This is a genomic window from Marinobacter psychrophilus, from assembly GCF_001043175.1.
In the GTDB taxonomy this organism is placed as follows: Bacteria; Pseudomonadota; Gammaproteobacteria; order Pseudomonadales; family Oleiphilaceae; genus Marinobacter; species Marinobacter psychrophilus.
The window spans coordinates 2,250,208-2,270,906 of the sequence record NZ_CP011494.1 but is presented as its reverse complement, the minus strand read 5'-3'; the positions used below and the strand labels follow the sequence as shown (position 1 = coordinate 2,270,906).

The 20,699-nt window shown below is 56.5% G+C and carries 18 protein-coding genes; 16 read left to right on the top strand and 2 right to left on the bottom strand.

Annotated elements, in window-relative coordinates; genetic code table 11:
- Positions 1-45 precede the first annotated feature (45 nt).
- Entirely contained in the window at positions 46-1,167 is a 1,122-nt protein-coding gene (locus ABA45_RS10195; protein WP_048385857.1) for a beta-ketoacyl-ACP synthase III, read from the top strand.
- Positions 1,168-1,225: 58 nt separating this feature from the next.
- Here ABA45_RS10195 and ABA45_RS10190 read toward each other — a convergent pair whose 3' ends face one another.
- Positions 1,226-1,633: an acyl-CoA thioesterase gene (locus tag ABA45_RS10190; protein WP_048385856.1), complete on the bottom strand. Its 408-nt coding sequence runs from the start codon at positions 1,631-1,633 to the stop codon at positions 1,226-1,228.
- Between the two features lie 41 nt (positions 1,634-1,674).
- On the opposite strand from ABA45_RS10190, the gene ABA45_RS10185 reads away from it, so the two are divergent.
- The 6 genes from ABA45_RS10185 to thrH all read left to right on the top strand — a co-directional run bounded on the left by ABA45_RS10185 (position 1,675) and on the right by thrH (position 9,099).
- The gene (locus ABA45_RS10185) at positions 1,675-2,523 is read left to right on the top strand and encodes an MlaA family lipoprotein (protein ID WP_048385855.1); all 849 of its coding nucleotides are present in this window, start codon (positions 1,675-1,677) and stop codon (positions 2,521-2,523) included.
- A gap of 63 nt (positions 2,524-2,586) precedes the next feature.
- A complete protein-coding gene (locus ABA45_RS10180; RefSeq protein WP_048385854.1) occupies positions 2,587-4,371 on the top strand; it encodes an ExeA family protein in 1,785 nt (594 codons plus the stop codon).
- 3 nt (positions 4,372-4,374) lie between these two features.
- Positions 4,375-5,139, top strand: coding sequence for a general secretion pathway protein GspB (locus tag ABA45_RS10175; protein ID WP_048385853.1), 765 nt, complete (start codon positions 4,375-4,377; stop codon positions 5,137-5,139).
- The gene (dinG, locus tag ABA45_RS10170; RefSeq protein WP_048385851.1) at positions 5,139-7,268 is read left to right on the top strand and encodes an ATP-dependent DNA helicase DinG; all 2,130 of its coding nucleotides are present in this window, start codon (positions 5,139-5,141) and stop codon (positions 7,266-7,268) included. The genes ABA45_RS10175 and dinG overlap by 1 nt, the downstream gene beginning before the upstream one ends.
- Before the next feature lie 118 nt (positions 7,269-7,386).
- The gene (gene cysB, locus ABA45_RS10165) at positions 7,387-8,364 is read left to right on the top strand and encodes an HTH-type transcriptional regulator CysB (protein WP_048385849.1); all 978 of its coding nucleotides are present in this window, start codon (positions 7,387-7,389) and stop codon (positions 8,362-8,364) included.
- A gap of 120 nt (positions 8,365-8,484) precedes the next feature.
- Positions 8,485-9,099: a bifunctional phosphoserine phosphatase/homoserine phosphotransferase ThrH gene (thrH, locus tag ABA45_RS10160; RefSeq protein WP_048385847.1), complete on the top strand. Its 615-nt coding sequence runs from the start codon at positions 8,485-8,487 to the stop codon at positions 9,097-9,099.
- Between the two features lie 77 nt (positions 9,100-9,176).
- On the opposite strand, the gene pabB is transcribed toward thrH, so the two are convergent.
- Positions 9,177-10,580, bottom strand: a complete 1,404-nt coding sequence (gene pabB, locus ABA45_RS10155) for an aminodeoxychorismate synthase component I (RefSeq protein ID WP_048388945.1) — start codon at positions 10,578-10,580, stop codon at positions 9,177-9,179.
- 101 nt (positions 10,581-10,681) lie between these two features.
- Between pabB and ABA45_RS10150 the strand changes: the two genes are divergently transcribed.
- The 9 genes from ABA45_RS10150 to aroC all read left to right on the top strand — a co-directional run bounded on the left by ABA45_RS10150 (position 10,682) and on the right by aroC (position 20,630).
- Complete coding sequence (locus ABA45_RS10150) at positions 10,682-11,731, top strand: DUF58 domain-containing protein (protein WP_048385845.1); 1,050 nt, start codon at positions 10,682-10,684, stop codon at positions 11,729-11,731.
- Positions 11,728-13,965 carry a transglutaminase TgpA family protein gene (locus ABA45_RS10145; RefSeq protein WP_053076165.1) on the top strand — a complete coding sequence of 746 codons (2,238 nt, stop codon included), beginning with the start codon at positions 11,728-11,730 and terminating at the stop codon, positions 13,963-13,965. The genes ABA45_RS10150 and ABA45_RS10145 overlap by 4 nt, the downstream gene beginning before the upstream one ends.
- Positions 13,874-14,896, top strand: coding sequence for a DNA polymerase (locus ABA45_RS10140; protein ID WP_048385841.1), 1,023 nt, complete (start codon positions 13,874-13,876; stop codon positions 14,894-14,896). The genes ABA45_RS10145 and ABA45_RS10140 overlap by 92 nt, the downstream gene beginning before the upstream one ends.
- Before the next feature lie 134 nt (positions 14,897-15,030).
- On the top strand, positions 15,031-15,381 hold the full coding sequence (locus ABA45_RS10135; protein ID WP_048385839.1) for a PilZ domain-containing protein: 351 nt from the start codon (positions 15,031-15,033) through the stop codon (positions 15,379-15,381).
- 8 nt (positions 15,382-15,389) lie between these two features.
- On the top strand, positions 15,390-16,310 hold the full coding sequence (locus tag ABA45_RS10130) for an alpha/beta fold hydrolase (protein ID WP_048385837.1): 921 nt from the start codon (positions 15,390-15,392) through the stop codon (positions 16,308-16,310).
- A 68-nt stretch (positions 16,311-16,378) separates the two neighbouring features.
- Positions 16,379-17,242 (top strand): DUF4892 domain-containing protein, encoded by an 864-nt coding sequence (locus ABA45_RS10125; RefSeq protein ID WP_048385835.1) that lies wholly within the window; start codon positions 16,379-16,381, stop codon positions 17,240-17,242.
- A 4-nt stretch (positions 17,243-17,246) separates the two neighbouring features.
- Positions 17,247-18,506 carry a patatin-like phospholipase family protein gene (locus ABA45_RS10120; protein WP_048385833.1) on the top strand — a complete coding sequence of 420 codons (1,260 nt, stop codon included), beginning with the start codon at positions 17,247-17,249 and terminating at the stop codon, positions 18,504-18,506.
- Positions 18,507-18,585: 79 nt separating this feature from the next.
- Positions 18,586-19,488 carry a 50S ribosomal protein L3 N(5)-glutamine methyltransferase gene (prmB, locus tag ABA45_RS10115; RefSeq protein ID WP_048388943.1) on the top strand — a complete coding sequence of 301 codons (903 nt, stop codon included), beginning with the start codon at positions 18,586-18,588 and terminating at the stop codon, positions 19,486-19,488.
- A 47-nt stretch (positions 19,489-19,535) separates the two neighbouring features.
- Entirely contained in the window at positions 19,536-20,630 is a 1,095-nt protein-coding gene (aroC, locus tag ABA45_RS10110) for a chorismate synthase (RefSeq protein ID WP_048385831.1), read from the top strand.
- Positions 20,631-20,699 lie beyond the last annotated feature (69 nt).

Below are 20,699 nucleotides of genomic sequence, written 5' to 3'. Positions count from 1 at the left end.
TTTTTCTTTTTACCTTTCAGATTTTCACCATAACATGGGATTAGCGTGATTAAAGCCATCATCAGTGGAACCGGTCTGTACACACCACCGGCAATCATCAGCAATGACGAGCTGGTTGCAACATTCAATCAGTACGTAGACCTGCACAACGCCGAGCATGCCGATGCGATCGCACGCGGTGAACAAACGGCCCTGGAACATTCGTCTTCGGCCTTTATTGAAAAAGCGTCCGGTATAAAGCGCCGCCACGTCATTGATAAAGAGGGCATTTTGGACCCCAAGCGGATGAAGCCGAATATTCCGGACCGCGCCAACGATCAGCCTTCGGTGCAGTGCGATATGGCGGTAGCGGCCTGTCGCGAGGCCCTGCAGCAAGCGGGTAAAACAGCGGATGACGTAGACGCGGTGATTGTGGCTTGTTCCAACTTGCAGCGGGCCTACCCGGCGGTGTCGATCGAAGTTCAGAACGCGTTGGGCGTTCAGGGTTTTGCTTACGATATGAATGTGGCGTGCAGCTCTGCCACGTTTGGCTTGCAGGCCGCGGTGAATTCGGTGGAAAACGGCACTGCCCGCGCGGTGCTGGTGGTTAGCCCTGAAATCTGTTCCGGCCACCTGAATTTTGGCGACCGCAACAGCCACTTTATATTTGGCGATGCCTGCACCGCTATTTTGGTGGAGCGGGAAGACGCGGTAGCGCCGGCCGCCGGCTTTGAGATTTTGGGTACTAATCTGAAAACACTGTACTCCAACGCCATCCGCAACAATTTCGGTTTTTTGAACCGTGCCGACGACAGCGGTATTGGTCAGCTAGACAAGTTGTTTGTGCAGCAGGGTCGCAAGGTGTTCAAGGAAGTGTCACCGCTGGTCGCCGATACCATTCAGAATCATCTGCAGAGCCTTGGGCTGACGCCCGGTCAACTGCGACGGATGTGGCTGCACCAGGCTAACCTGAGCATGAACCATCTGATTGCGCGCCGGGTTTTGGGCCGCGATGCTACCGAAGATGAGGCACCGGTGATTTTGGATGAATACGCCAACACCAGCTCCGCCGGTTCCATCATTGCCTTCCACCTGAACAAAGACGACCTGGTGCCCGGAGATGTTGGTGTAATATGCTCGTTTGGCGCCGGCTATTCTATTGGCAGCGTGGTTGTGCGCCGCCGTTGAGAAAAAAAGCGACGGGTGATTCCCCCATCGCTTTTTTGTGTTAAAGCATTCATGCCGTTCAGGCGTTTGTGGCAAGTGCGCGTAGGGCGTCCGGCAAAGGGCAGGAACTGCGGGTGTTGTGATCAAACCATACCAGCTTTGCGTACCCCTCTGCGTACAGTTGCCCGCTTTCGGCGCCTTTTATCTCGTGGTAGGTGTCAAGGCTGGTGTTGCCGGCTTTGTCGGCGTAGGTGGTAATCACCAAGTTGGCGGGGTGCTTCAATTCCTTTAGAAAGGTCGCGCTCGTCTTAATAATGATGGGCCCAGTAGGACCATTCATGCCGATTTTGATGTCGGCCAGCCAGACAATCCGAGCTTCCTCAAAGAAGCGGAAGTACACTGTGTTGTTGGCGTGCCCGTAGGCGTCCATATCACCCCAGCGCAGGGGAGCGGTGATTGTGCTGACAAGATTTCCCGGTACCGACATCGATTTCTCCGTTTATAAATATAGAATGCAAAGAGCTTAATATGATTCAATTTAGTCTACGGCCCTACTCACGGTTTGTGCTTCCCTGTGGTGCCTCGATAACGCTGGCTTTGATGCTGTTATTCGCATCCGGCCAAGCCCAGGCCCAGGCCCAGGAATCGATACAAACCACAGGCCAAAGGGTAAGTGAAGGGGTGACTGAATCTGCGTCTTTGACGACGAACTCTAGCAAGCACAAGCGTGATCCCTATGAAAACTGGAACCGCAAGGTGTTTGCGTTTAACGAAAGTCTGGATCGCTGGTTGCTGAAGCCGATCGCCCAAACTTACCGTGCGATTATGCCGGAGTTCGCGGACCGTGGCGTTACCAATGTGTTCAGTAATTTGGGTGAACTTGGCAATTTTACCAACAGCGTGCTGCAGCTCAAGCTGGAGTCGGCCGTCGTGGCTGCAGGTCGTTTTACCTTTAACACGGTATTCGGGCTAGCGGGCGTGTTTGATGTGGCCACCGCCTGGGACTTGCCCGAGCGTCCGGAAGATTTCGGCCAAACCCTGGGCCACTGGGGTACGGGCGCAGGCTCCTACTTAATGCTGCCCGTGCTGGGGCCATCCAACCCGCGAGATTTTGCAGGCTTTGGTGTTGACAGCTTTTTGTTGCCATCCAGCTGGGACGACATTGAAAATCCATACAACGGGTACGCTCGTGGCTTGCAGCTGGTAGATGTGCGGGCTGACTTGATTCCGGTTGAAAAGCTGATTTCCGGTGACCGTTACGTGTTTTTTCGCAATGCATATATGCAGCGCCGTGAATTCCTGATTAACGACGGCAAGGTACAGCGGGATCCGTTTGCCGCCGACGACAGTGACGACCTGATGCTTGATGACTTCTAATGAGTTAAGGGGCCTCTCGCTCAACAGGTTCATGAATTAGCCAAACGGGATATTAGCGTATTCATGTATTACGACTTCTTCGGTTTTCGCGAGCCCCCCTTTTCCATAGCGCCTGACCCGCGCTATTTGTACCTCAGTGAGCGTCATAAAGAAGCCCTCGCGCACCTGATGTATGGCATTCCCGGGCAGGGTGGTTTTATTGTGATTACTGGGGAAGTGGGGACAGGAAAAACCACCATTTGCCGCTGTTTTATTGAAAATGCGCCGCAAAATGCCGATATTGCGTTGATTATCAACCCGCGTCTGTCTGCCGCTGAAATGCTGATGGTGATCTGCGACGAGTTGGAAATACCCCACCGCGACGACGCCAGCATCAAACAGCTGGTAGACCTGATCAACCACCATCTGCTTCAAGCCCACGCTGACGGTCGGCACAAAGTTCTAATTATTGACGAGGCACAGAATTTGTCAGCGGGTGTGCTCGAACAGTTGCGCCTGCTGACCAACCTGGAAACCGCCGAGAAGAAACTGTTGCAGATTGTGCTGCTGGGCCAGCCCGAGCTGCAAACCATTCTTGCGTTACCGCAGCTGCGGCAGCTGAATCAGCGCATCACGGCGCGTTATCACCTTAAAGCGATCAATCGCCAGGAGTTGGCCGCGTATTTGCGTTACCGGCTCAGTGTTGCCGGTGTGCGCGGCGAATTGTTTAGCCGCGCTGCCAGGCGGCGCTTATTCCGTGAAAGCCAGGGCATACCGCGACTGATTAACCTGATCAGTGATCGCGCGTTGTTGGGCGCCTACGCCGAGAGCGAACACGAAATTACTGCGGTTCACATCCGCATTGCGGCGAGAGAGGTTCGCGGCAGCCATCCTTACAGCGGGCTGGGAGTATCCAGGCTCCGAAGCCTCGGCCCGCTTTTGGCGTCCCTTTTGTTGGCCGTGGTGTTAACCCTGTGGGCCGTACAGCGATGGAGTAATGGCGATTTTGACGGGCTTATTGCCTCCCCGGCTGCTGAACAAAGCCCAGTAGCAGCATCGGCACCAGCGGACGACGAAGTGACTCCGCGCAGTGGGCGTATAAAACGCGATACGGCCGCGCCGGCAACGGTTGCCGAAACAGCCGGCAGTGCTGATGGACTGACGAAGTTTGAACTACAGGTACACAGTCTCGAACTTTCGGCGGCGTTTGTGCAGTTATTTGGCGCCTGGCAGATTGATTATCAGCCGCAACAAGCGCCCATAGCCTGTTTTTTTGCCCGGGCTGAGGGGCTTGGCTGCCTGGAGCGCACCGGAACCCGGCTTAGCCTGGAGCTGATTGACCGGCCGGCCATATTAAGATTAAGGGGCGGATTAAGGGACGAATCAGAGAACCGCTTGCAAAGCGGCGCCAGTGATACTGGCGACCGCTACGTGGTATTGCGGCGTTTGCATCAGCAGCAGGCCGACCTGCTGACGCAGCAGGGGCCGGTGAGCGTTGCCTTTAGCGATCTGGAACCGCTATGGTTCGGGCACTATCGAGTATTGTGGCAGTACCCGGAATACCTGCGCCCAAACAGCCCTTTCAGCGGCGACAACGGCGAAAACCTGTGGTTGAGCGCGCGCATGATGGAATTGGTGGACCGTTTGACCGCTGACGACGACGCACTCAATGCCGAGCTAAAGCGGCGCTCCAGCAAAGACCAAGTGCGCTGGTACCAGAGCCGGAAGGGTTTGACCGAAGACGGTGTGGCCGGCACCATGACGGTTATACAGATGCACAATGACCTAAACGCAGCGGTGCCGCGCCTGCAAGGCAAAAGCGACGCTCTGACCACTAATACAGCGGCGTCCGCGCCGCCGGAGGGTTAGCGCATGTCGTATATATTAGATGCGCTGCGTAAATCGGAGAGCGAGCGCCATCAAGGCAAAGTGCCGGATTTGGGGCGCCAACTGCAGCTTATTCATTTCCCGCCAAAGCGGCATTGGCCGGTTCAGGCATTGTTGGCAGCGGGTTTGCTGCTAAATGCCGGGATACTGGCCTATGTGTTTTGGCCCTCGCAAGACGACGCCGTGACGAACCTGGCTGCGCCGGAACAAACGCTGGCTGCTGTTGCTGTAATTTCTGCGCCGGCAATGGGCGAGGGTGTTACGGCAAAGATTCTTGTTGACGAGAGCCTTGTTAAAGAGCGCCTTGTGGACGAGTTTTCAGCGCCGCAGCCTGCAGACGTTCAATCAGCGTTTTTTTCAGAGTATCAATCACCAACGGTGATTGTGCCGTCGGGCTACGGCAACAGCGGTGTGGTTGATCGCAATAACCAGGGTTGGGGCCAGATTGGCCCGCTGGGTTCCTCGGGCGCCGAGGCGTCTGCAAGCAGCGCAGATGGGGTGCGTGTTCCGCACTTGGTTGAGCTGCCGTTGTCGTTCCAGCGCAGCGTGCCGGATTTGACGGTAAACAGTCACATATTTGCCTCGGTGCCACAGGCCCGCAGGGTAATGATCAATAACCAGAATCTGCGGCCGGGCGATAGCTTTGAAGGCCTGCGGGTGGAAGAAATTACTGAGGATGGCGTGGTGTTAAGCAGGCAAGGGCAACAATTTCGACTGGGTATAATGCGCGACTGGATGAGCCCGCGCTGATGGCCCTGAGCGAACAGACCAAACAGCAAATCCAGCAGGCTTACCGCGATATGTTGGCGGGTAAGGAGGTGCGCGCGCGTTATGGCCAGCGCCTGATGATTGCCGAAATAGCCCGCTATATGGGCGACATCACCGACAACGATGGCCAGCGTACGTCACCGCCTTCGGCCTGCGTGGTAGAAGCCGGTACCGGTACCGGTAAAACTCTGGCCTACCTGATTGCCGCTATTCCGGTGGCTAAAGCCCTGAACAAAACTCTGGTAATTTCCACTGCCACGGTGGCGCTGCAAGACCAGATAGTTCTGAAAGACCTGCCAGACCTGAAAAAACACAGCAAGCTGGATATAAACTGGACCCTGGCTAAAGGCCGTGGCCGCTATTTGTGCCTGTCTCGGTTGGAAGGTCGCTTGCACGACGAAGGCAATGGCGACAGTGACACCATGCCGCTGTTTTTGCTGGATGCACCGGGTAAAGAGGAACCCGGTACCCGCGCGTTTTTCGAGGAAATGCTGGCCAGCTACGGCGGGCGCAAGTGGGACGGCGACCGCGACCACTGGCCGGAGCAGATTCCGGACGATATCTGGCGCCAGGTAACCACCGACCATCGCCAGTGCACCAATCGCCACTGCAGTTATTTTGACAGCTGTGCGTTTTTTGAAGCCCGCAAAGATCTGGACGCAGCCGATATAGTCGTAGCCAACCACGACCTGGTGCTGGCGGATCTGGCCTTGGGCGGCGGTGCGATACTGCCAGAGCCGGAAAACGCCCTGTTTATATTTGACGAAGCCCACCACCTGCCAGACAAAGCGCTGAATCACTTTGCCGCATCTATTTCATTGAACTCTACTCGCAGCTGGTTAAAACAGCTGTCGCAGATGCTGGTAAAAATGCAGCCTTACCTGAGCCCGGGCACCCAGGGGGCAAAAACTCTGGAGCGCATCAGCGAAGCCGCGCGGGAAGTCGATCTGGTGGTCACCCGGGTATACGAATACTGCGAACACAATATTACTTGGGAATTCAACGACGAGCGCCGCTCGGCCCAGTGGCGCTATCCCGAAGGTCAGCTGCCGGACGACATGGCGGAACTGGCGGCGGAAGCGCGCATTGCCAGCGCTAATTTTTCGCGCCATTTGGGCGCTCTGGCTGAAGAACTCCAGGGTGCCTTTGACGAGCGCAAAACCCACGATATTGACCGTGAAACGGCAGAATCCTGGTATCCGGTGATTGGTTCGTTTCACAGCCGCTCCGAAGAGCAGCTGCGCTTGTGGGCGGCCTGGTGCGAGGAAACAAAAAGCCCGCCGCCGGCACGCTGGACAGTGCGCCAGCGCTGGGACCACGGCGAGGACATCACTCTTTACAGCTCGCCGGTTTTAGCCGACGACCTGCTGTATACGCGGCTGTGGTCGCGGGCCTACGGTTCTGTATTAACCAGCGCCACGCTGACTGCGTTGGGTAAATTTGATCGCCTTCGCTCCCGCGCGGGATTGCCGGAAGACGCCCGCTACCTGGTGGTGCCCAGCTCGTTCCGTTACCAGCAGATGGCCACGGTGGAAGTGCCGGCCATGAAGGCCATGCCCACTGACGACGGTTTTCTGGAAGAGCTGATTGAACGCCTGCCCACGCTGTGGCAAGGGGAAACTGCAACTCTGGTGTTGTTTACGTCGCGGCGGCAGATGCATCAGGTAAGAGACGCTTTAGCCGGTGACTACCCCGGGCTGATTATTACCCAGGACGACATGGCCAAAGGCGAAGTGCTGCGCCAACACTGCGCGCGGGTGGATGACGGCCGGCCTAGCGTGTTGTTTGGTGTTGCCAGTTTTGCCGAGGGCATAGACCTGCCGGGTAAGTATCTGCACCACGTGGTCATTACTCGTTTGCCGTTTTCAGTACCCGATGACCCAATTGATGCCAGCCTGGCGGAGTGGGTGACCCAGCGCGGTGGTAATCCGTTTATGGAGATTACCGTGCCAGAAGCTTCTATTAAGCTGGTTCAGGCAGTAGGGCGCTTGCTGCGCACCGAGGAAGACACCGGGCGGGTGACCATTCTGGACCGGCGCATTGTGGCGCGGCGCTATGGCCAGCTGTTGCTGGATTCGCTGCCGCCGTTTCGACGGGTGATTGAGTATTAATTATTCTAAAAAAGAATGAAAAATAATTTTCTTATGCGTAAAATGTAAGTCATCAACCTTTAAATCAGTGAGTGCGAATCGGCCCGTTGCGCCGGTCGTCCAAGGAGCAACCCAGCTAATGAAACTACAACAGCTACGCTACATCTGGGAGGTTGCGCACCACGACTTGAACGTGTCCGCTACTGCGCAGAGTTTGTTTACGTCGCAGCCGGGTATTTCCAAGCAGATTCGCCTGCTAGAAGACGAACTGGGGCTTGAAATTTTTGCCCGCAGTGGCAAGCATCTGACCCGCATTACCCCGGGCGGCGAGATTATTGTGCGCGAAGCCGGCGAAATTTTACGCCGCGCCGAGGGTATCAAAAAGATTGCCCAGGAATTTAGCAATCAGCGCGCCGGTGACTTAAGCATAGCAACAACCCACACCCAGGCACGCTACGCCTTACCGCCGGTAATTCGTGGGTTTTTGGACGCCTATCCAGATGTGTCTCTGCACATGAACCAGGGTACGCCCACCCAGATTTCAGAAATGGCCGCCACCGGAACGGCCGATTTCGCCATTGCCACCGAAGGCATGGAAATGTTCAACGACCTGATCATGATGCCTTGTTACCGCTGGAATCGCTGCATCGTGGTGCCCAAAGACCACCCGCTGGCAGCGGAACCGGAGCTTACCCTCTCAAGGTTGGCGGAATATTCCCTGGTAACCTATGTATTCGGCTTTACCGGCCGCTCGCGGCTTGATGAAGCCTTTAAAAGCGCAAGGCTGACTCCCAAGGTGGTGTTCACTGCGGCCGACGCCGATGTGATCAAAACTTACGTGCGTCTGGGACTTGGCGTGGGTATTATTGCCAGCATGGCGTTCGACCCGAAAGTAGACACTGACTTGGTTGTGATAGACGCCAGCAAGCTCTTCGACAGCAGCATTACCCATATTGGCTTTCGCAAGGGCACATTTTTACGTGGCTACATGTACGATTTCATCCAGCGCTTTGCTCCCCACTTGACCCGCGACGTAGTGGATCAGGTTGTGTCTAAACAGAGCAACCGCGCTGAGATTGAAGCGCTGTTCGAGAATGTAGAGCTACCCGTGCTCTGACGGGTTGTTTGCAGAGCGATGCAGTTCTGGGCAGTTTTTTCTAACATAGCGAACCAATGCGGGTGCGGGGCACTGTGACTGCAACCGAATCTTCCCTTATAGATAATACAGGAGAGCACTGTGGAACTGGCATGTCTTGATCTTGAAGGAGTATTGATCCCAGAAATCTGGATTGCGTTTGCGGAGAAAACCGGCATTGAAGAACTCAAGGCAACCACCCGCGATATTCCTGATTACAACGTATTGATGAAGCAGCGCCTGAAGCTGTTAGACCAACACGGATACGGCCTGCCACAAATTCAGGAAGTTATTGGCGGGCTGGACCCGCTGCCCGGTGCAGCAGAATTTCTGGACTGGCTGCGAGAGCGCTTTCAGGTAGTGATTCTGTCAGACACTTTCTACGAATTTGCCATGCCGTTGATGGCCAAGCTGGGCTATCCTGCGCTGTTGTGCCACAAACTGGAAGTAGCGGACAACGGCCAGATTACCAACTACCTGCTGCGCCAGCGTGACCCCAAACGCCAGTCGGTTCGCGCCTTCCAGCTGCTGAATTACCGGGTGATTGCCGCCGGCGATTCGTACAACGATACCACCATGCTGGCGCAGGCTGAAGCCGGTATTTTGTTCCACGCGCCGCAAAATGTGATCAACGAATTTCCGCAGTTCCCGGCCGTGCAGACGTTTGACGATTTGAAACAGGAATTCTTGAAGGCCAGCCTGGTGCACAGCGCCTGATTGCTTTTTAAATCTGGAACCGGGATTTGTGTTGTTTGAGGGCGGGCCTATATACCTCCTACCTATATACCTCATACCTACAGCCCGCCTTCTTTTTCCAGGCAGTCCATCAGCGGTTTTACTTTGGTCAGGGTTTCCTGATATTCGCTCTCGGCTTCTGAATCCGAGACGATGCCGCCGCCGCCCCAGCAATGAATGGTCCCGGTGTTGTCGCACACCAGGGTGCGAATGGCGATGCTGCTGTCTAGCTGGCCGTCGAAGTTGCGATGGAATACTGAGCCGCAGTAAGGGCCGCGCCAGTGCGGCTCCAGTTCCTGAATAATTTCCATGGCGCGAATTTTTGGCGCGCCGGTAATTGAACCACCCGGAAAAGCATCGAAAAATGCCTGCAGCGGTGATACTCCGGGCGCCAGAGTTGCGCGAATGTGGCTTACCAAGTGGTGCACATTGCGGTAAGACTCCAGCGCAAACAGTTTATCCACACGCACAGACCCCGTGGCCGCGTTCAGGCCTAGATCGTTGCGTAGCAGATCCACAATCATCAGATTTTCTGCCCGGTCTTTTTCTGAATCCATCAATTCCTGCGCTAGGGCGCGATCCTGCTCGGTATTTTTGCCCCGTGGCCGCGTGCCTTTGATGGGGCTGGTCCGCACGGTATCGCCGCTGATCTGAAGAAAACGCTCCGGCGAGGCCGAGACAATGGCCTGGTCGCCAAGCCGTAAAAAGGCGCCGTAGGGCGTAGGGTGCGCGCTGGCAAGGGCCTGATAGGCGCGCCAGGGGTCGCCCAGGTATTGCCCGCTGAACTGCTGGGATAAATTGGCCTGATAGCAGTCACCCGCCAAAATGTACGCTTTCACCCGTTCAACGCCGGCCATGAAATCTGCCGCTGATTGCCGTGGCGCAAAGGCTTGGGTCATGCGCCAGTGTTGTTGGGGCAGGGGCGAAGCTGCGGTTTTTTGTTGCCAGTCCGCAAGTTGCGCCCGAGTTGCCGTTGCGCACCGCGGATGAATCCACAGGTAATATTGTTCGTTTTGCCGATCGCAGCTGGCCATCCACAGGTACAAACCGGCTTGCATGGCGGGCAATGGATTGAGGTCGGCGCTGGGTGAAGTGGTTGATGCCGTATTCGTCGGAGCTTTCAAATTCCGATACCCCAACTCGTAACTGGCAAAACCCAGCCAGCCGCCATTTAGCCAGGGTGTCGTTTGCGACGCCGGCTCGTCAACCTGCGAATGCTGACTTTCCATCTGCGCTAGCTGTTTTTCCATAAAGTGCGCAGTACGGGCCAGAGCGGCTTTGTCGGCGTATACATCGCTGCATGTGAGCGCTAAGGTCTGGGCTGCCAGTGCGGTGAAACCAAAGCGTTCACCGCGGCCAGTTTCCGCTCCGGGAGCTCCCAGGCAAATAAAGTCGCTGCATTGGCTGGCATGGGCCTGAAGCCGGGCAAATTGATCAGCGCTGATGGGTGTAGCCGCTATCAAGGGGAAAACCTCTCGCATTCTTTTAAGGGAAAATTTCTTCGACGATTTGTCTATACGCTGGCGATTCGCGAAAGGCTGTTACGTATACTGGATTTATGACAATGAAGAAACCGACAATCGATGGTTTTTGGCAGCGCTGGGTGAATCGACGCCTGCCCAGATCTGATCGCCAGACGTTCAGCCAGAAAAATCTGTTCATTTTGCCTACCGGTGCCGGCGTGATGTTCGGTGCTCTTCTACTGATTATGCTGATTACCGGCATCAACTATCAAAACAGTCTGATTTATATGCTGACCTTTGTCCTTGGCGGAGTGTTTGTCGGCGCTATGCATCAGACCCACCGTAATCTGGCAGGTTTGACTCTGGCATTGAGCCGGGCGGGAGAGGCGGTTGCTGGTGGCACAGTGCCGTTCAGCTTGCGCCTGACCGCTGGTAAAGACGACGCCATTGCGGTGCATGTTAGCAGCGGGGGTTCTTTGCCGGTGTGGGTGAGTGTACCAGCCGGCCAAAGTCGTGATGTGTCTGTGCTGGTTTGGGCGCCGCGCCGTGGTTATGTGCGCCCGGACCGAATTCGAATAGAAACCCGTTATCCTTTTGGGCTGTTGAAAGCTTGGTCCTGGTTGCGGCCGGTGTCAGCCGGCTTGGCCTTTGCAAAACCCATCACTGTGCCCGAACTGAGCGCCACAGCCGAGGACGGCGAAAACGAGGCGGTGGCGAGTGTTCAGGCCGGTTCAGACAGCGCCGATTTACGGCCCTGGCGCGAAGGCGATTCCAGCCAGCGCGTACTGTGGAAACGATTTGCCCGGACCGGGCAGTTGGTAGTGGCAGACTGGCAAGGGCAAACCGGTGACCCGCAATGGTTGGACTTTCAAGCGTTTATAGGCGCAAGTAGCGAAATGCGTTTAAGTTATCTGGCGTTTCTGGTGGATGACCGCCAACGTTTGGATGTGCGCTATGGACTGAGTTTGCCGGGGCAGCTGATAGAACCAGACAGTGGCGCGGCCCATGCAGTGAGATGTCAGCGCGCACTGGCGGTGTGGGGACGAGAGAAACCCCGTGACAAAGAGCCTCGCCGCTTTGGCAGTCGCTTGAAATCCACTGGCGCTGACCTGGAATCGCTGGATGTCGCCAGCAGCGGGAGCCCGCAATGACCCTCCGCCGACGTAACAAGCAGCCTTCGCCAATCCTCGGTTCAGGCGTACAAGTGCAGACTGCGCAACTGCCTGGCAAGGCGCTTTTATGGCTGGTTGCTGCATTTACACTATTGCTGGTGCCACAGTGGGACCGACTGCCGGCCTGGCTGTTGGTGGTGTGTGTTGCGCTTATGGCTTGGCGCTGGCTGGCACGCCTGGGCCGTGTTCGCTTACCTGGGCGAGGGTGGCGAACGGGGTTGGTAGTGGTGTTGGGCGGATTGTACGTGGCCACCGTAAAAAGCCAGTTCACGGTAGACACTGCCGCGTCATTTTTTGTGCTGTGCGTGGCGCTTAAGTGGCTTGAAACCCGCTGCGCCCGCGATTTTTACGTGCTGTTTTTCATATTGCTGTACATGGCTGCGGTGAATTTTTTGTTTCATCAAGCCATACATTGGACCCTGTTAAATTTTACCGCGGTGGTGTTACTGCTGCTGGGTTTGCAGGTGCTGAACGCGCCTGAACTGCCTGCGGGCGTGCGCTCTGGCGGCCGCCGCCTGGCGGGTTTGCTGCTAAAAATGCTGCCGGTGGTGATTGTGCTGTTTGTGTTCTTTCCGCGCATGGCGCCGCTGTGGAGCGTTCCGCTGGTGTCGGGCCAGGCCCGAAGCGGGATAAGCGACCAGATGACCCCAGGCGATATTTCCAACCTGGCCCAGAGCAGCGAGCGTGCGTTTCGTGTGAGCTTCGGCGGGCAGGCACCACCCCAGGCGCAACTCTATTGGCGCGGCCTGACGCTGGATTATCTTGACGGCGCAACCTGGAAACAGTCTGCCCAACCAGCTTTCCGGCGTTTGGGACGGGTTGAAATCGAAGGCGTTTCCGGGCCCCTGGCCGCAAACCAATACGAAATATTGCTGGAACCCACCGATCAGAGTTGGGCGTTCGTGCTGGCGGATTCGGTAGCGGCATCGCCCAATATTGAAGAAATAGACCAAGATCTGTTTCGCTTCCGTCGCCCCGCGGACACCAGTGTGCGCTATCGCCTGGCCCTGGAGGCGCCTCCAGTTAACCCCGACGTGCAACTCCCACCGGCGCAGCGTCGTCAATTATTGCAACTGCCCGGCCGAGGCAATCCGCAGGCGAGGGCTTTGGCTGATGAACTGCGCAGCCAGTATGACGACCGTGGAATAGCAGCTGCGCTGCTGCAGCGTTTTCGCGAGCAGCCCTACTTTTATACTCTGCGGCCGCCCGTGATGCCGGATAACGGTATTGATGCCTTGTTGTTCGATGTAAAACGCGGTTTTTGCGCCCATTACGCAGGTGCCATGACTTTTGTGCTGCGTGCTGCCGGTATTCCGGCGCGGGTAGTGGTTGGGTATCAGGGCGGTGAATCGGGAGCTGGCGACGATTACCTGATTGTGCGTCAGTACGACGCCCACGCCTGGGTAGAGGGCTGGTTTGAGGGTGCGGGTTGGATTCGGCTTGACCCGACCGCGGCGATTGCGCCGTCGCGTATTGAATCCGGCCTGCGGGAGGCGATGGCGGAAGAAGGTTCGTTTCTGGAAAACAGCTGGTTGTCGCCGCAAAAGTACGGCAACTTGCCGCTGCTGACTTGGGCCAGCCTGCAGCTGGACCGCATCAATTATCAGTGGCAACGCTGGGTGGTAGGGTATCAGGGCCAGAGCCAGATGGACCTGCTGTCGCGCTTGCCCGGTGGCCTTACCATGCGGGACCTGGGTTATATTAGCGCCGGCACTGTGGCGGTCGCACTGATGTTGGCCGGGTTGATCAGTGCCTGGCGTGGCCGGCAGGGCGGTCGCCTTATCGGCGTGGCGCGCCAATTTCAGCGTTGGCAAAGGTTTTGCGAGGGTGTTGGTGTACCCGTACGCCAGGGTGAAACGCCCCTGGGGCTGGCTGATCGGCTGGCACGGGCGGAACCGGCGCTGGCGGATTCTGCCAGAGTTTTTGCCGGTGTGGTCAATACTCATTACTATAGTCGTCAAGCGGCTGATGCAGTTGCGCAGCCGGCGTCGGATATCCGCCTTCTGCGGCGCTTGCTGGCTGGTATGAAACGGCAGCGCCGGCAGGCGGGTCTCCCGCGCAATCGAGCGAATCATTCTAAGCGAGCAGCGAGGCAACGGATTGATACACCAGGACACCGATATGGCGACCGATATGCCCTGGCTGGCAAAAGCCTGGCGCAGCGTGCAGAAACAGCTGACGGAGTCGCGGCTGCCACACGCACTGATTATTAATGGCGAGCGCGGTGTTGGTAAACGTGCCTGGGCAGATGCGGTTGCCGTTTTGTTGCTGTGTGATCAGCTGCAAACCGACCCGCAGGGAATGCCACAAGCCTGTGGCCACTGCAAACAGTGTGAACTGAAACGTGCCGGCAGCCATCCCGATGTGCGGGTATACGCCCCTGAAAAATCGCGCATGGTACGCATTGTTCAAATCAGGGAATTGATTAATTTTGCTTCTGCGTCACCTCAGGTAGGTCATCGTAAAATCGCGATTATCGATCGCGCCGACCAGCTCAATATCAACGCTGCCAATGCCTTGCTGAAAACTCTGGAAGAACCCAGCGGTGATACCGTGCTGTTGCTGTTACAGGAAAGCGGCCGGCCGTTGTTGCCGACGATTCGCTCGCGCTGTCAGACTCATACGTTGCCGGTACCCGTGGCAGCTGAAGCCGAACGCTGGCTGGTGGGCCAACTGGCTCTGCTACCACCTGAAAATCAGCCAGATAGCACTTCGGTGGCGAAAGCGTTGATGTTGGCTGGTAATGCCCCGAGGCTGGCTTTGGATTATCTGAACAGCGGCTTCATAGCGCTGCATGACGCGGCTTTCTGCGGTTTTCGCGATTTTATGAAAAACCAGGTGACCCTGGCCGATGCTGCCAAAGCTTTTAAAGCACTAGGGCTTGCTGAAACCCTGTGGCTGTTTGAAGGCTGGGCGGCCGACCTGGCCCGGCTGAGCGCCGGGGGTGAGCCGGCGCACCACGAAGCCGCGGACATGCTGCGCTTCCTGGCCGGCTGCAATCCGCCCTGGCGCGCCCATGAATTGCTGGGCATGGTGCGTGAAGGGCGTGAAGCCGTTGTATACAATGCCAACCCGGAGCTGGAAGCCAGCCGGCTGCTGCTGGCGTGGCAACAACTGATGCCCAAACGACAGCGTGCCGGTTGAGGTAGTCGCGCAGGCTAATGTTGCTTGAAGAGCCTGAAATTCCCGCATCGGTCTCGCTACTGTTATGATTAACCAATATTTATTGATACGTTTGCCGAAACGTTATTTGATACACCACAGACAAGGTATTTGTTATGGGGCCCGGATTCGGAAATCGCAGTGGCATATTAACCCTGACCATTAAAGACAAAGCAGTACTCTACGCTGCGTATATGCCTTATATCCGCCAAGGTGGCCTGTTTATTCCCACCCAAAAGCAGTATCAGCTTGGTGACGAAGTGTTTTTGCTGCTCAATCTGATGGATGAACCGGAGAAGTTGCCGGTGTCTGGCAAGGTTATCTGGATTACACCAAAAGGCGCACAAGGGAACCGCGCGGCCGGTATTGGCGTACAGTTTAGTGTTGACGCCGAATTGGCCAGAACCAAAATCGAGTCGTATTTGGCGGGTTCGCTGAGTTCTGACCGCCCCACTCATACACTCTGAGGTACCCGATGACCGAAGCTGCTGCCGCGTTGGCGGATACAGGTACAGAATTTGCCGCCGGGCGGGAAGCGCTATGGCCACTAGAGCACATCACGCTGGCGGGCTTAAGCTGGCCTGCACAGCCCGAAGCCGCGAGCTTGCGGCCGATGCTGTTGCTGCACGGCTGGCTTGATAACAGCGATACATTTACCCATCTGGCACCGGAACTGACCGATGTTGGCGACGTTTACGCGTTTGATTTTGCAGGCCACGGCCGTTCTGGCCATCGTCCGCCGGGGCAACATTATGTGTTGATGGATTACGTAGCGGATCTTGCCGAATTGATTGAACGTCACTTTGACGCTGACAAGACTCCGTTGGACTTGGTTGGGCATTCTCTTGGCGGCATTGTTGCAGCGCTTTACGCTGCGGCGTTCCCCGAGCGGGTGCGCAAACTGGTGCTGATTGACAGCCTGGGCGCGCTCAGCCGTCACGAACACGATGTGATTCCCCAGTTGCGCCGTTCCATCAGCAAACGTCTGGCGGGTTCTAGCAAGCCGGCGTTGTATCGGGACTTAGCGACAGCGGCGAAGGTACGGGCCGGCGGCCTGAGTCCTTTGAGCCCGGAAGCGGCTCTGGCCCTGGTACCTCGTAATATGCAAAAAGTGGAAAGCGGCTGGTTGTGGCGCACCGATGCGCGGTTGCGGCACCCGTCGTCGCTGATGTTGTCAGAACAGCAGGTGTTGGCGTCCTTAGCGGCGCTGAGCACACCAACGTTATTTGTGCGGGCTCAATCCGGATTGTTGGCAGACAACGCCGACACTACCCACATCCGCGCCCAAGTGATTAAAGATTTTCAGCAGGTTGATGTTCCCGGCGGCCACCACTGTCATCTGGATGGAGATACCCGTCCGGTGACCGAGGCTGTTAAACGATTTTTGAATCAATAGGTGATGCTGTGTTGCATAGTCAATGTGCGAAAAGTTTTGTTATTGGAGCTACGTTAACACTTGGAGCGATGCTCGCTGTTGCCAGCAAACAGGCACTGGCTGCATTTCCGGAGACAGCTCCAGAGCCGTTTCCTTTGTCACAGCTAGAAGAAACCCGGCCGCTGGAGTCGGGCGGGCATCTTGTTCTGTTCAGCCCGGTGCGGGAAATTAACAGTGAAATTCGGTCCGATGTGATGGCACGGCTGCCGGTATCCGGCAACAGTCTGCTGTATCGCATTAATACAGACGCCAGCCGGGTGAATGCGTTGAATCACTATCGTCAGGCGCTGCTGGACTCTGGAGCTAACATCTTGTTTGAATGCTCGGGCGTGCGTTGCGGTCGCAGCAACGTGTGGGCCAATCAGATTTTTGACAAATCCATGCTGCTTGGCCGCGACACTGCACAGGATTACCTGGTGGCGGGCACGGTCAGTGAAGACGGCCAGCGCTGGCTGACTCTGGTATACACGGTTACCCGCGGTAACCAGAGCGAATACGTCTGGGTAGAGCACTTCGAGGTTGGCTCAGGCGCCGTGGTGCCGGGCCTGGGATCCCTGGAAAGTCGCATTCGCGGGCCCTTGACGGTGGCCTGGCAAGACGGCTTTATTGTGCGCTTTGACTGGCAATCACAGGACCGCCGCATGTTACGGGACTGGGCCGATGCCGACGGCAGTACCGTGATGCTGATCACCTACTCGGATCTGGAAGGCAGCGAGCCGTTGGAAGACGCCATGGCTCGCGCCCGCGCGGCCGGTGAATCGATGTCTGATTTGCTGGTGCAAACCGGCATTGTGAAGGAACGCCAGCAGTTAGTGGTGGTGGGGCCGAGCATTATTCAGTCAGATCCGAAGCGCAAAGGCAACCGTGTGGAAATTGTGGTGATTTCAAGGTGATGTCATGACATCTAAAAACGATGACAAGACGGTTGCTGACAAAAGCCTGACGGCAGGTTCTGTGAAAACCGCCGCGAGCAGCAGTTCCGTGGTGGTCGAAAGCGGCGGTCTGGCTTCTGCTGCTGCGTCGGAAACCGGCAAAGACAAAAAGCTGGCGCCTCGGCAAAAGCGCGCTACCGTTGCCCTCGCCTTGGGCAGCGGCGGTGCCCGCGGGTATGCCCATATTGGTGCCATTGAAGTGCTTAACGAGCGCGGCTATGAAATTATCGCGATATCCGGCTGCTCTATGGGAGCCCTGGTGGGGGGCATGTACGCTGCGGGAAAATTGCAGCAGTATAAAGACTGGGTAACGGGATTAGGGCAGTTCGATGTGCTTAAGCTACTGGACGTAACCTTCAGTGCGGTGGGCGCTATTCGCGGTGAGAAAATCTTTTCTATTGTCAGCGACATTCTAGGCGATACGCGCATAGAAGACTTGCCCATTGCGTTTACGTCGGTAGCCACAGACCTTCTGGGCCATAAAGAAATCTGGTTTCAGGAAGGCCCGCTGGACCAGGCCATACGCGCGTCGGTGGCCATTCCCGGTGTGGTGACGCCGCTGGTACTGAACGGCCGGGTGCTGGTTGACGGCGCCACCCTGAATCCGCTGCCGATCATTCCGACCATTTCGGCCCATGCCGACCTGATTGTTGCGGTGAACCTGGCGGGTGAAGAAGAGCGCAGCCAGCGCCTGTCGGATGCGGCTTTTACCAGCCTCGACGATGATGACGACAGTGAAGAGTGGATGAGCGCAATGCGTGAAAAAGCCTCGCGCTGGTTTGACTGGGATACGCTGAAAGGGTTGGCCGGCGGTAAAGTCGACGGTGAGCCCGCGGAAGATAAAATCAACCGCGAAGTGCAAAAGCAGAACGCCAAAAAACAGCGTAAGCAGGCCGAAGAAGAAGCGGCACAAAGCCTGAAATCAGCCGAGCCGACAAGCACCAGCAAAACTCAGGACGAAGGTCAGACCATTAATTGGGAAAAGCTGGGTATTGGCAAGTTCGAGGTGATGAACCTGGCCATTGAAACCATGCAAAGCGTGTTGGTACAGTACAAAATTGCTGGCTACCCGCCTGACCTGTTGGTAAATGTTCCCAAAAACGTATGCCGCAGCTATGATTTTCACAAAGCACCAGAGCTGATTCAGCTGGGTCGCGAGCGCATGGCAGCGGCTTTGGACCGCTATGAGCAAGACCACAGCAGCTCAGGCCCGCTCGCGGTTTAAGCCGGTTTATGCCGCGCGCAAGACAGCTAAAACACGTATACTATTTGCCCATTTTCCGTTCAGACAGGACTCTTTTGCCGTGACCAGCCCCGTTGATGATTTGGCCACCGTACGCGACTTTTTGCGTTACGCCTGCTCCCGTTTTGCCAAGTCGCCGCTGTACTTTGGCCATGGCACCGACAACGTTTGGGACGAAGCGGTACAGCTGGTTATGCGTAGCCTGAATTTGCCGCTGGAAAACAATAACCTGTTTCTGGATGCGCGCCTGGTGCACGAAGAGCGCGAGCTGATTTTGGAGCGCATAGAGCGCCGGGTAGAAGAGCAGGTTCCGCTGGCTTATCTGTTGGGCGAAGCCTGGTTTATGGGACTGCCATTTAACGTAGACCCGCGGGTGCTGGTGCCGCGTTCACCGCTGGCAGAGCTGCTGGAAAATGGCTTGCAGCCCTGGCTGGGTGATGTTTATGTTGAGCGTATTCTGGATTTGTGTACCGGCAGCGGCTGCATTGGTATTGCCGCAGCCACGGTGTTTGACAGCGCCGAGGTTGACCTGGCGGATATTTCCACCGACGCGCTGGCGGTGGCCGATTCCAATATTGCCTTGCATCAATTGGGCGAGCGGGTGCGTACCGTGCAATCGGATGTGTTCAGCAATCTGAATGAACGTTACGATGTGATTCTGAGTAACCCGCCTTACGTCAATGCACGGGATCTGGCCGACATGCCTGTGGAGTTCGGCCATGAGCCAGTATTGGGCCTGGCGGCCGGTGAAGACGGCCTGGAGATTGCCCATCGCATATTGGCCGGAGCGGCTGATCGGCTGACCGACAACGGCCTGTTAATTGTGGAAGTTGGTAACAGCTGGCCAGAGCTGGATGCGGCCTATCCTCAGCTGCCGCTGACCTGGCTGGAGTTTGAAAACGGCGGCGACGGTGTGCTCGCTATTGTCGCTAAAGACTTGCGTAAATATCTGTTGAACAGCTGAAAAAATCTTTACACTTTTTTTATAACAACTTGATAAGATACTGAATTATGTCTGGAAACACATTTGGCAAGCTGTTCACGGTGACCACGTTTGGTGAAAGCCACGGGGCCGCTCTGGGGTGTGTGATTGATGGCTGTCCGCCGGGACTGGAGCTGTGTGAAGAAGACATGCAGTACGATCTTGATCGCCGCAAACCGGGCACGTCGCGCTACACCACCCAGCGCCGCGAAGCCGATGAAGTGCGCATTCTTTCCGGCGTATTCGAAGGCCGCACCACCGGCACGCCTATTGGTCTGCTGATTGAAAATATCGATCAGCGCTCTAAAGATTATTCAAAAATTGCCACCCAGTTTCGCCCGGCCCATGCCGATTACACCTATCACCACAAATTTGGTGAGCGGGATTATCGCGGTGGTGGACGCTCTTCGGCCCGCGAGACCGCCATGCGTGTGGCCGCCGGCGCCGTAGCGCGGAAATTCCTGCTGCATCGCCTAGGCATTACCGTGCGTGGCTATCTGAGCCAATTAGGCCCGATAAAAGCCGAGACCCTGGATTGGGAGCAAGTGCACCAGAATCCGTTTTTCTGCCCGGATTCCAGCAAAGTGCCGGAAATGGAAGCCTACATGAAGGCGTTGGTCAAAGAAGGCAACTCTATTGGGGCCCGTATTAACGTGGTAGCCGAAGGCGTACCACCGGGGCTGGGCGAGCCGGTGTTTGACCGGCTAGACGCAGACCTTGCCCACGCTTTGATGAGCATTAACGCGGTAAAAGGCGTTGAAATTGGTGCCGGCTTTGGTTGTATTGACCAAAAAGGTACTCAACACCGTGACGAAATGACACCGGAAGGGTTTTTGTCTAATCAAGCCGGTGGCATTCTGGGGGGTATTTCCTCCGGCCAGCCTATTCTGGCAAGCATCGCGCTCAAGCCGACCTCCAGCCTGCGCTTGCCGGGCCGGAGTATTGATGTTGACGGCAACCCGGTCGAGATTATCACCACCGGCCGCCACGACCCCTGCGTGGGCATTCGCGCGACGCCCATCGCCGAGGCGATGATGGCCATTGTGCTAATGGACCACTATTTGCGCCATCGCGGCCAGAACGCCGACGTGCGGGTAACCACCCCGGTACTGCCTCAGCTTTAATGCTCCAGAGATGAGACATCGGGGACAAATTTGAAATCCGTCCCCATTCCTCGCTCATCAGGGACGGAT

Coding starts and splice junctions, on each gene's coding strand:
- ABA45_RS10190 (WP_048385856.1), bottom strand. CDS start 1,633: ATGTCGGTACCGGGAAATCTTGTCAGCACAATCACCGCTCCCCTGCGC.
- ABA45_RS10185 (WP_048385855.1), top strand. CDS start 1,675: ATGATTCAATTTAGTCTACGGCCCTACTCACGGTTTGTGCTTCCCTGT.
- ABA45_RS10180 (WP_048385854.1), top strand. CDS start 2,587: ATGTATTACGACTTCTTCGGTTTTCGCGAGCCCCCCTTTTCCATAGCG.
- ABA45_RS10175 (WP_048385853.1), top strand. CDS start 4,375: ATGTCGTATATATTAGATGCGCTGCGTAAATCGGAGAGCGAGCGCCAT.
- dinG (WP_048385851.1), top strand. CDS start 5,139: ATGGCCCTGAGCGAACAGACCAAACAGCAAATCCAGCAGGCTTACCGC.
- cysB (WP_048385849.1), top strand. CDS start 7,387: ATGAAACTACAACAGCTACGCTACATCTGGGAGGTTGCGCACCACGAC.
- ABA45_RS10150 (WP_048385845.1), top strand. CDS start 10,682: ATGAAGAAACCGACAATCGATGGTTTTTGGCAGCGCTGGGTGAATCGA.
- ABA45_RS10145 (WP_053076165.1), top strand. CDS start 11,728: ATGACCCTCCGCCGACGTAACAAGCAGCCTTCGCCAATCCTCGGTTCA.
- ABA45_RS10140 (WP_048385841.1), top strand. CDS start 13,874: ATGGCGACCGATATGCCCTGGCTGGCAAAAGCCTGGCGCAGCGTGCAG.
- ABA45_RS10135 (WP_048385839.1), top strand. CDS start 15,031: ATGGGGCCCGGATTCGGAAATCGCAGTGGCATATTAACCCTGACCATT.
- ABA45_RS10130 (WP_048385837.1), top strand. CDS start 15,390: ATGACCGAAGCTGCTGCCGCGTTGGCGGATACAGGTACAGAATTTGCC.
- ABA45_RS10125 (WP_048385835.1), top strand. CDS start 16,379: ATGCTCGCTGTTGCCAGCAAACAGGCACTGGCTGCATTTCCGGAGACA.
- ABA45_RS10120 (WP_048385833.1), top strand. CDS start 17,247: ATGACATCTAAAAACGATGACAAGACGGTTGCTGACAAAAGCCTGACG.
- aroC (WP_048385831.1), top strand. CDS start 19,536: ATGTCTGGAAACACATTTGGCAAGCTGTTCACGGTGACCACGTTTGGT.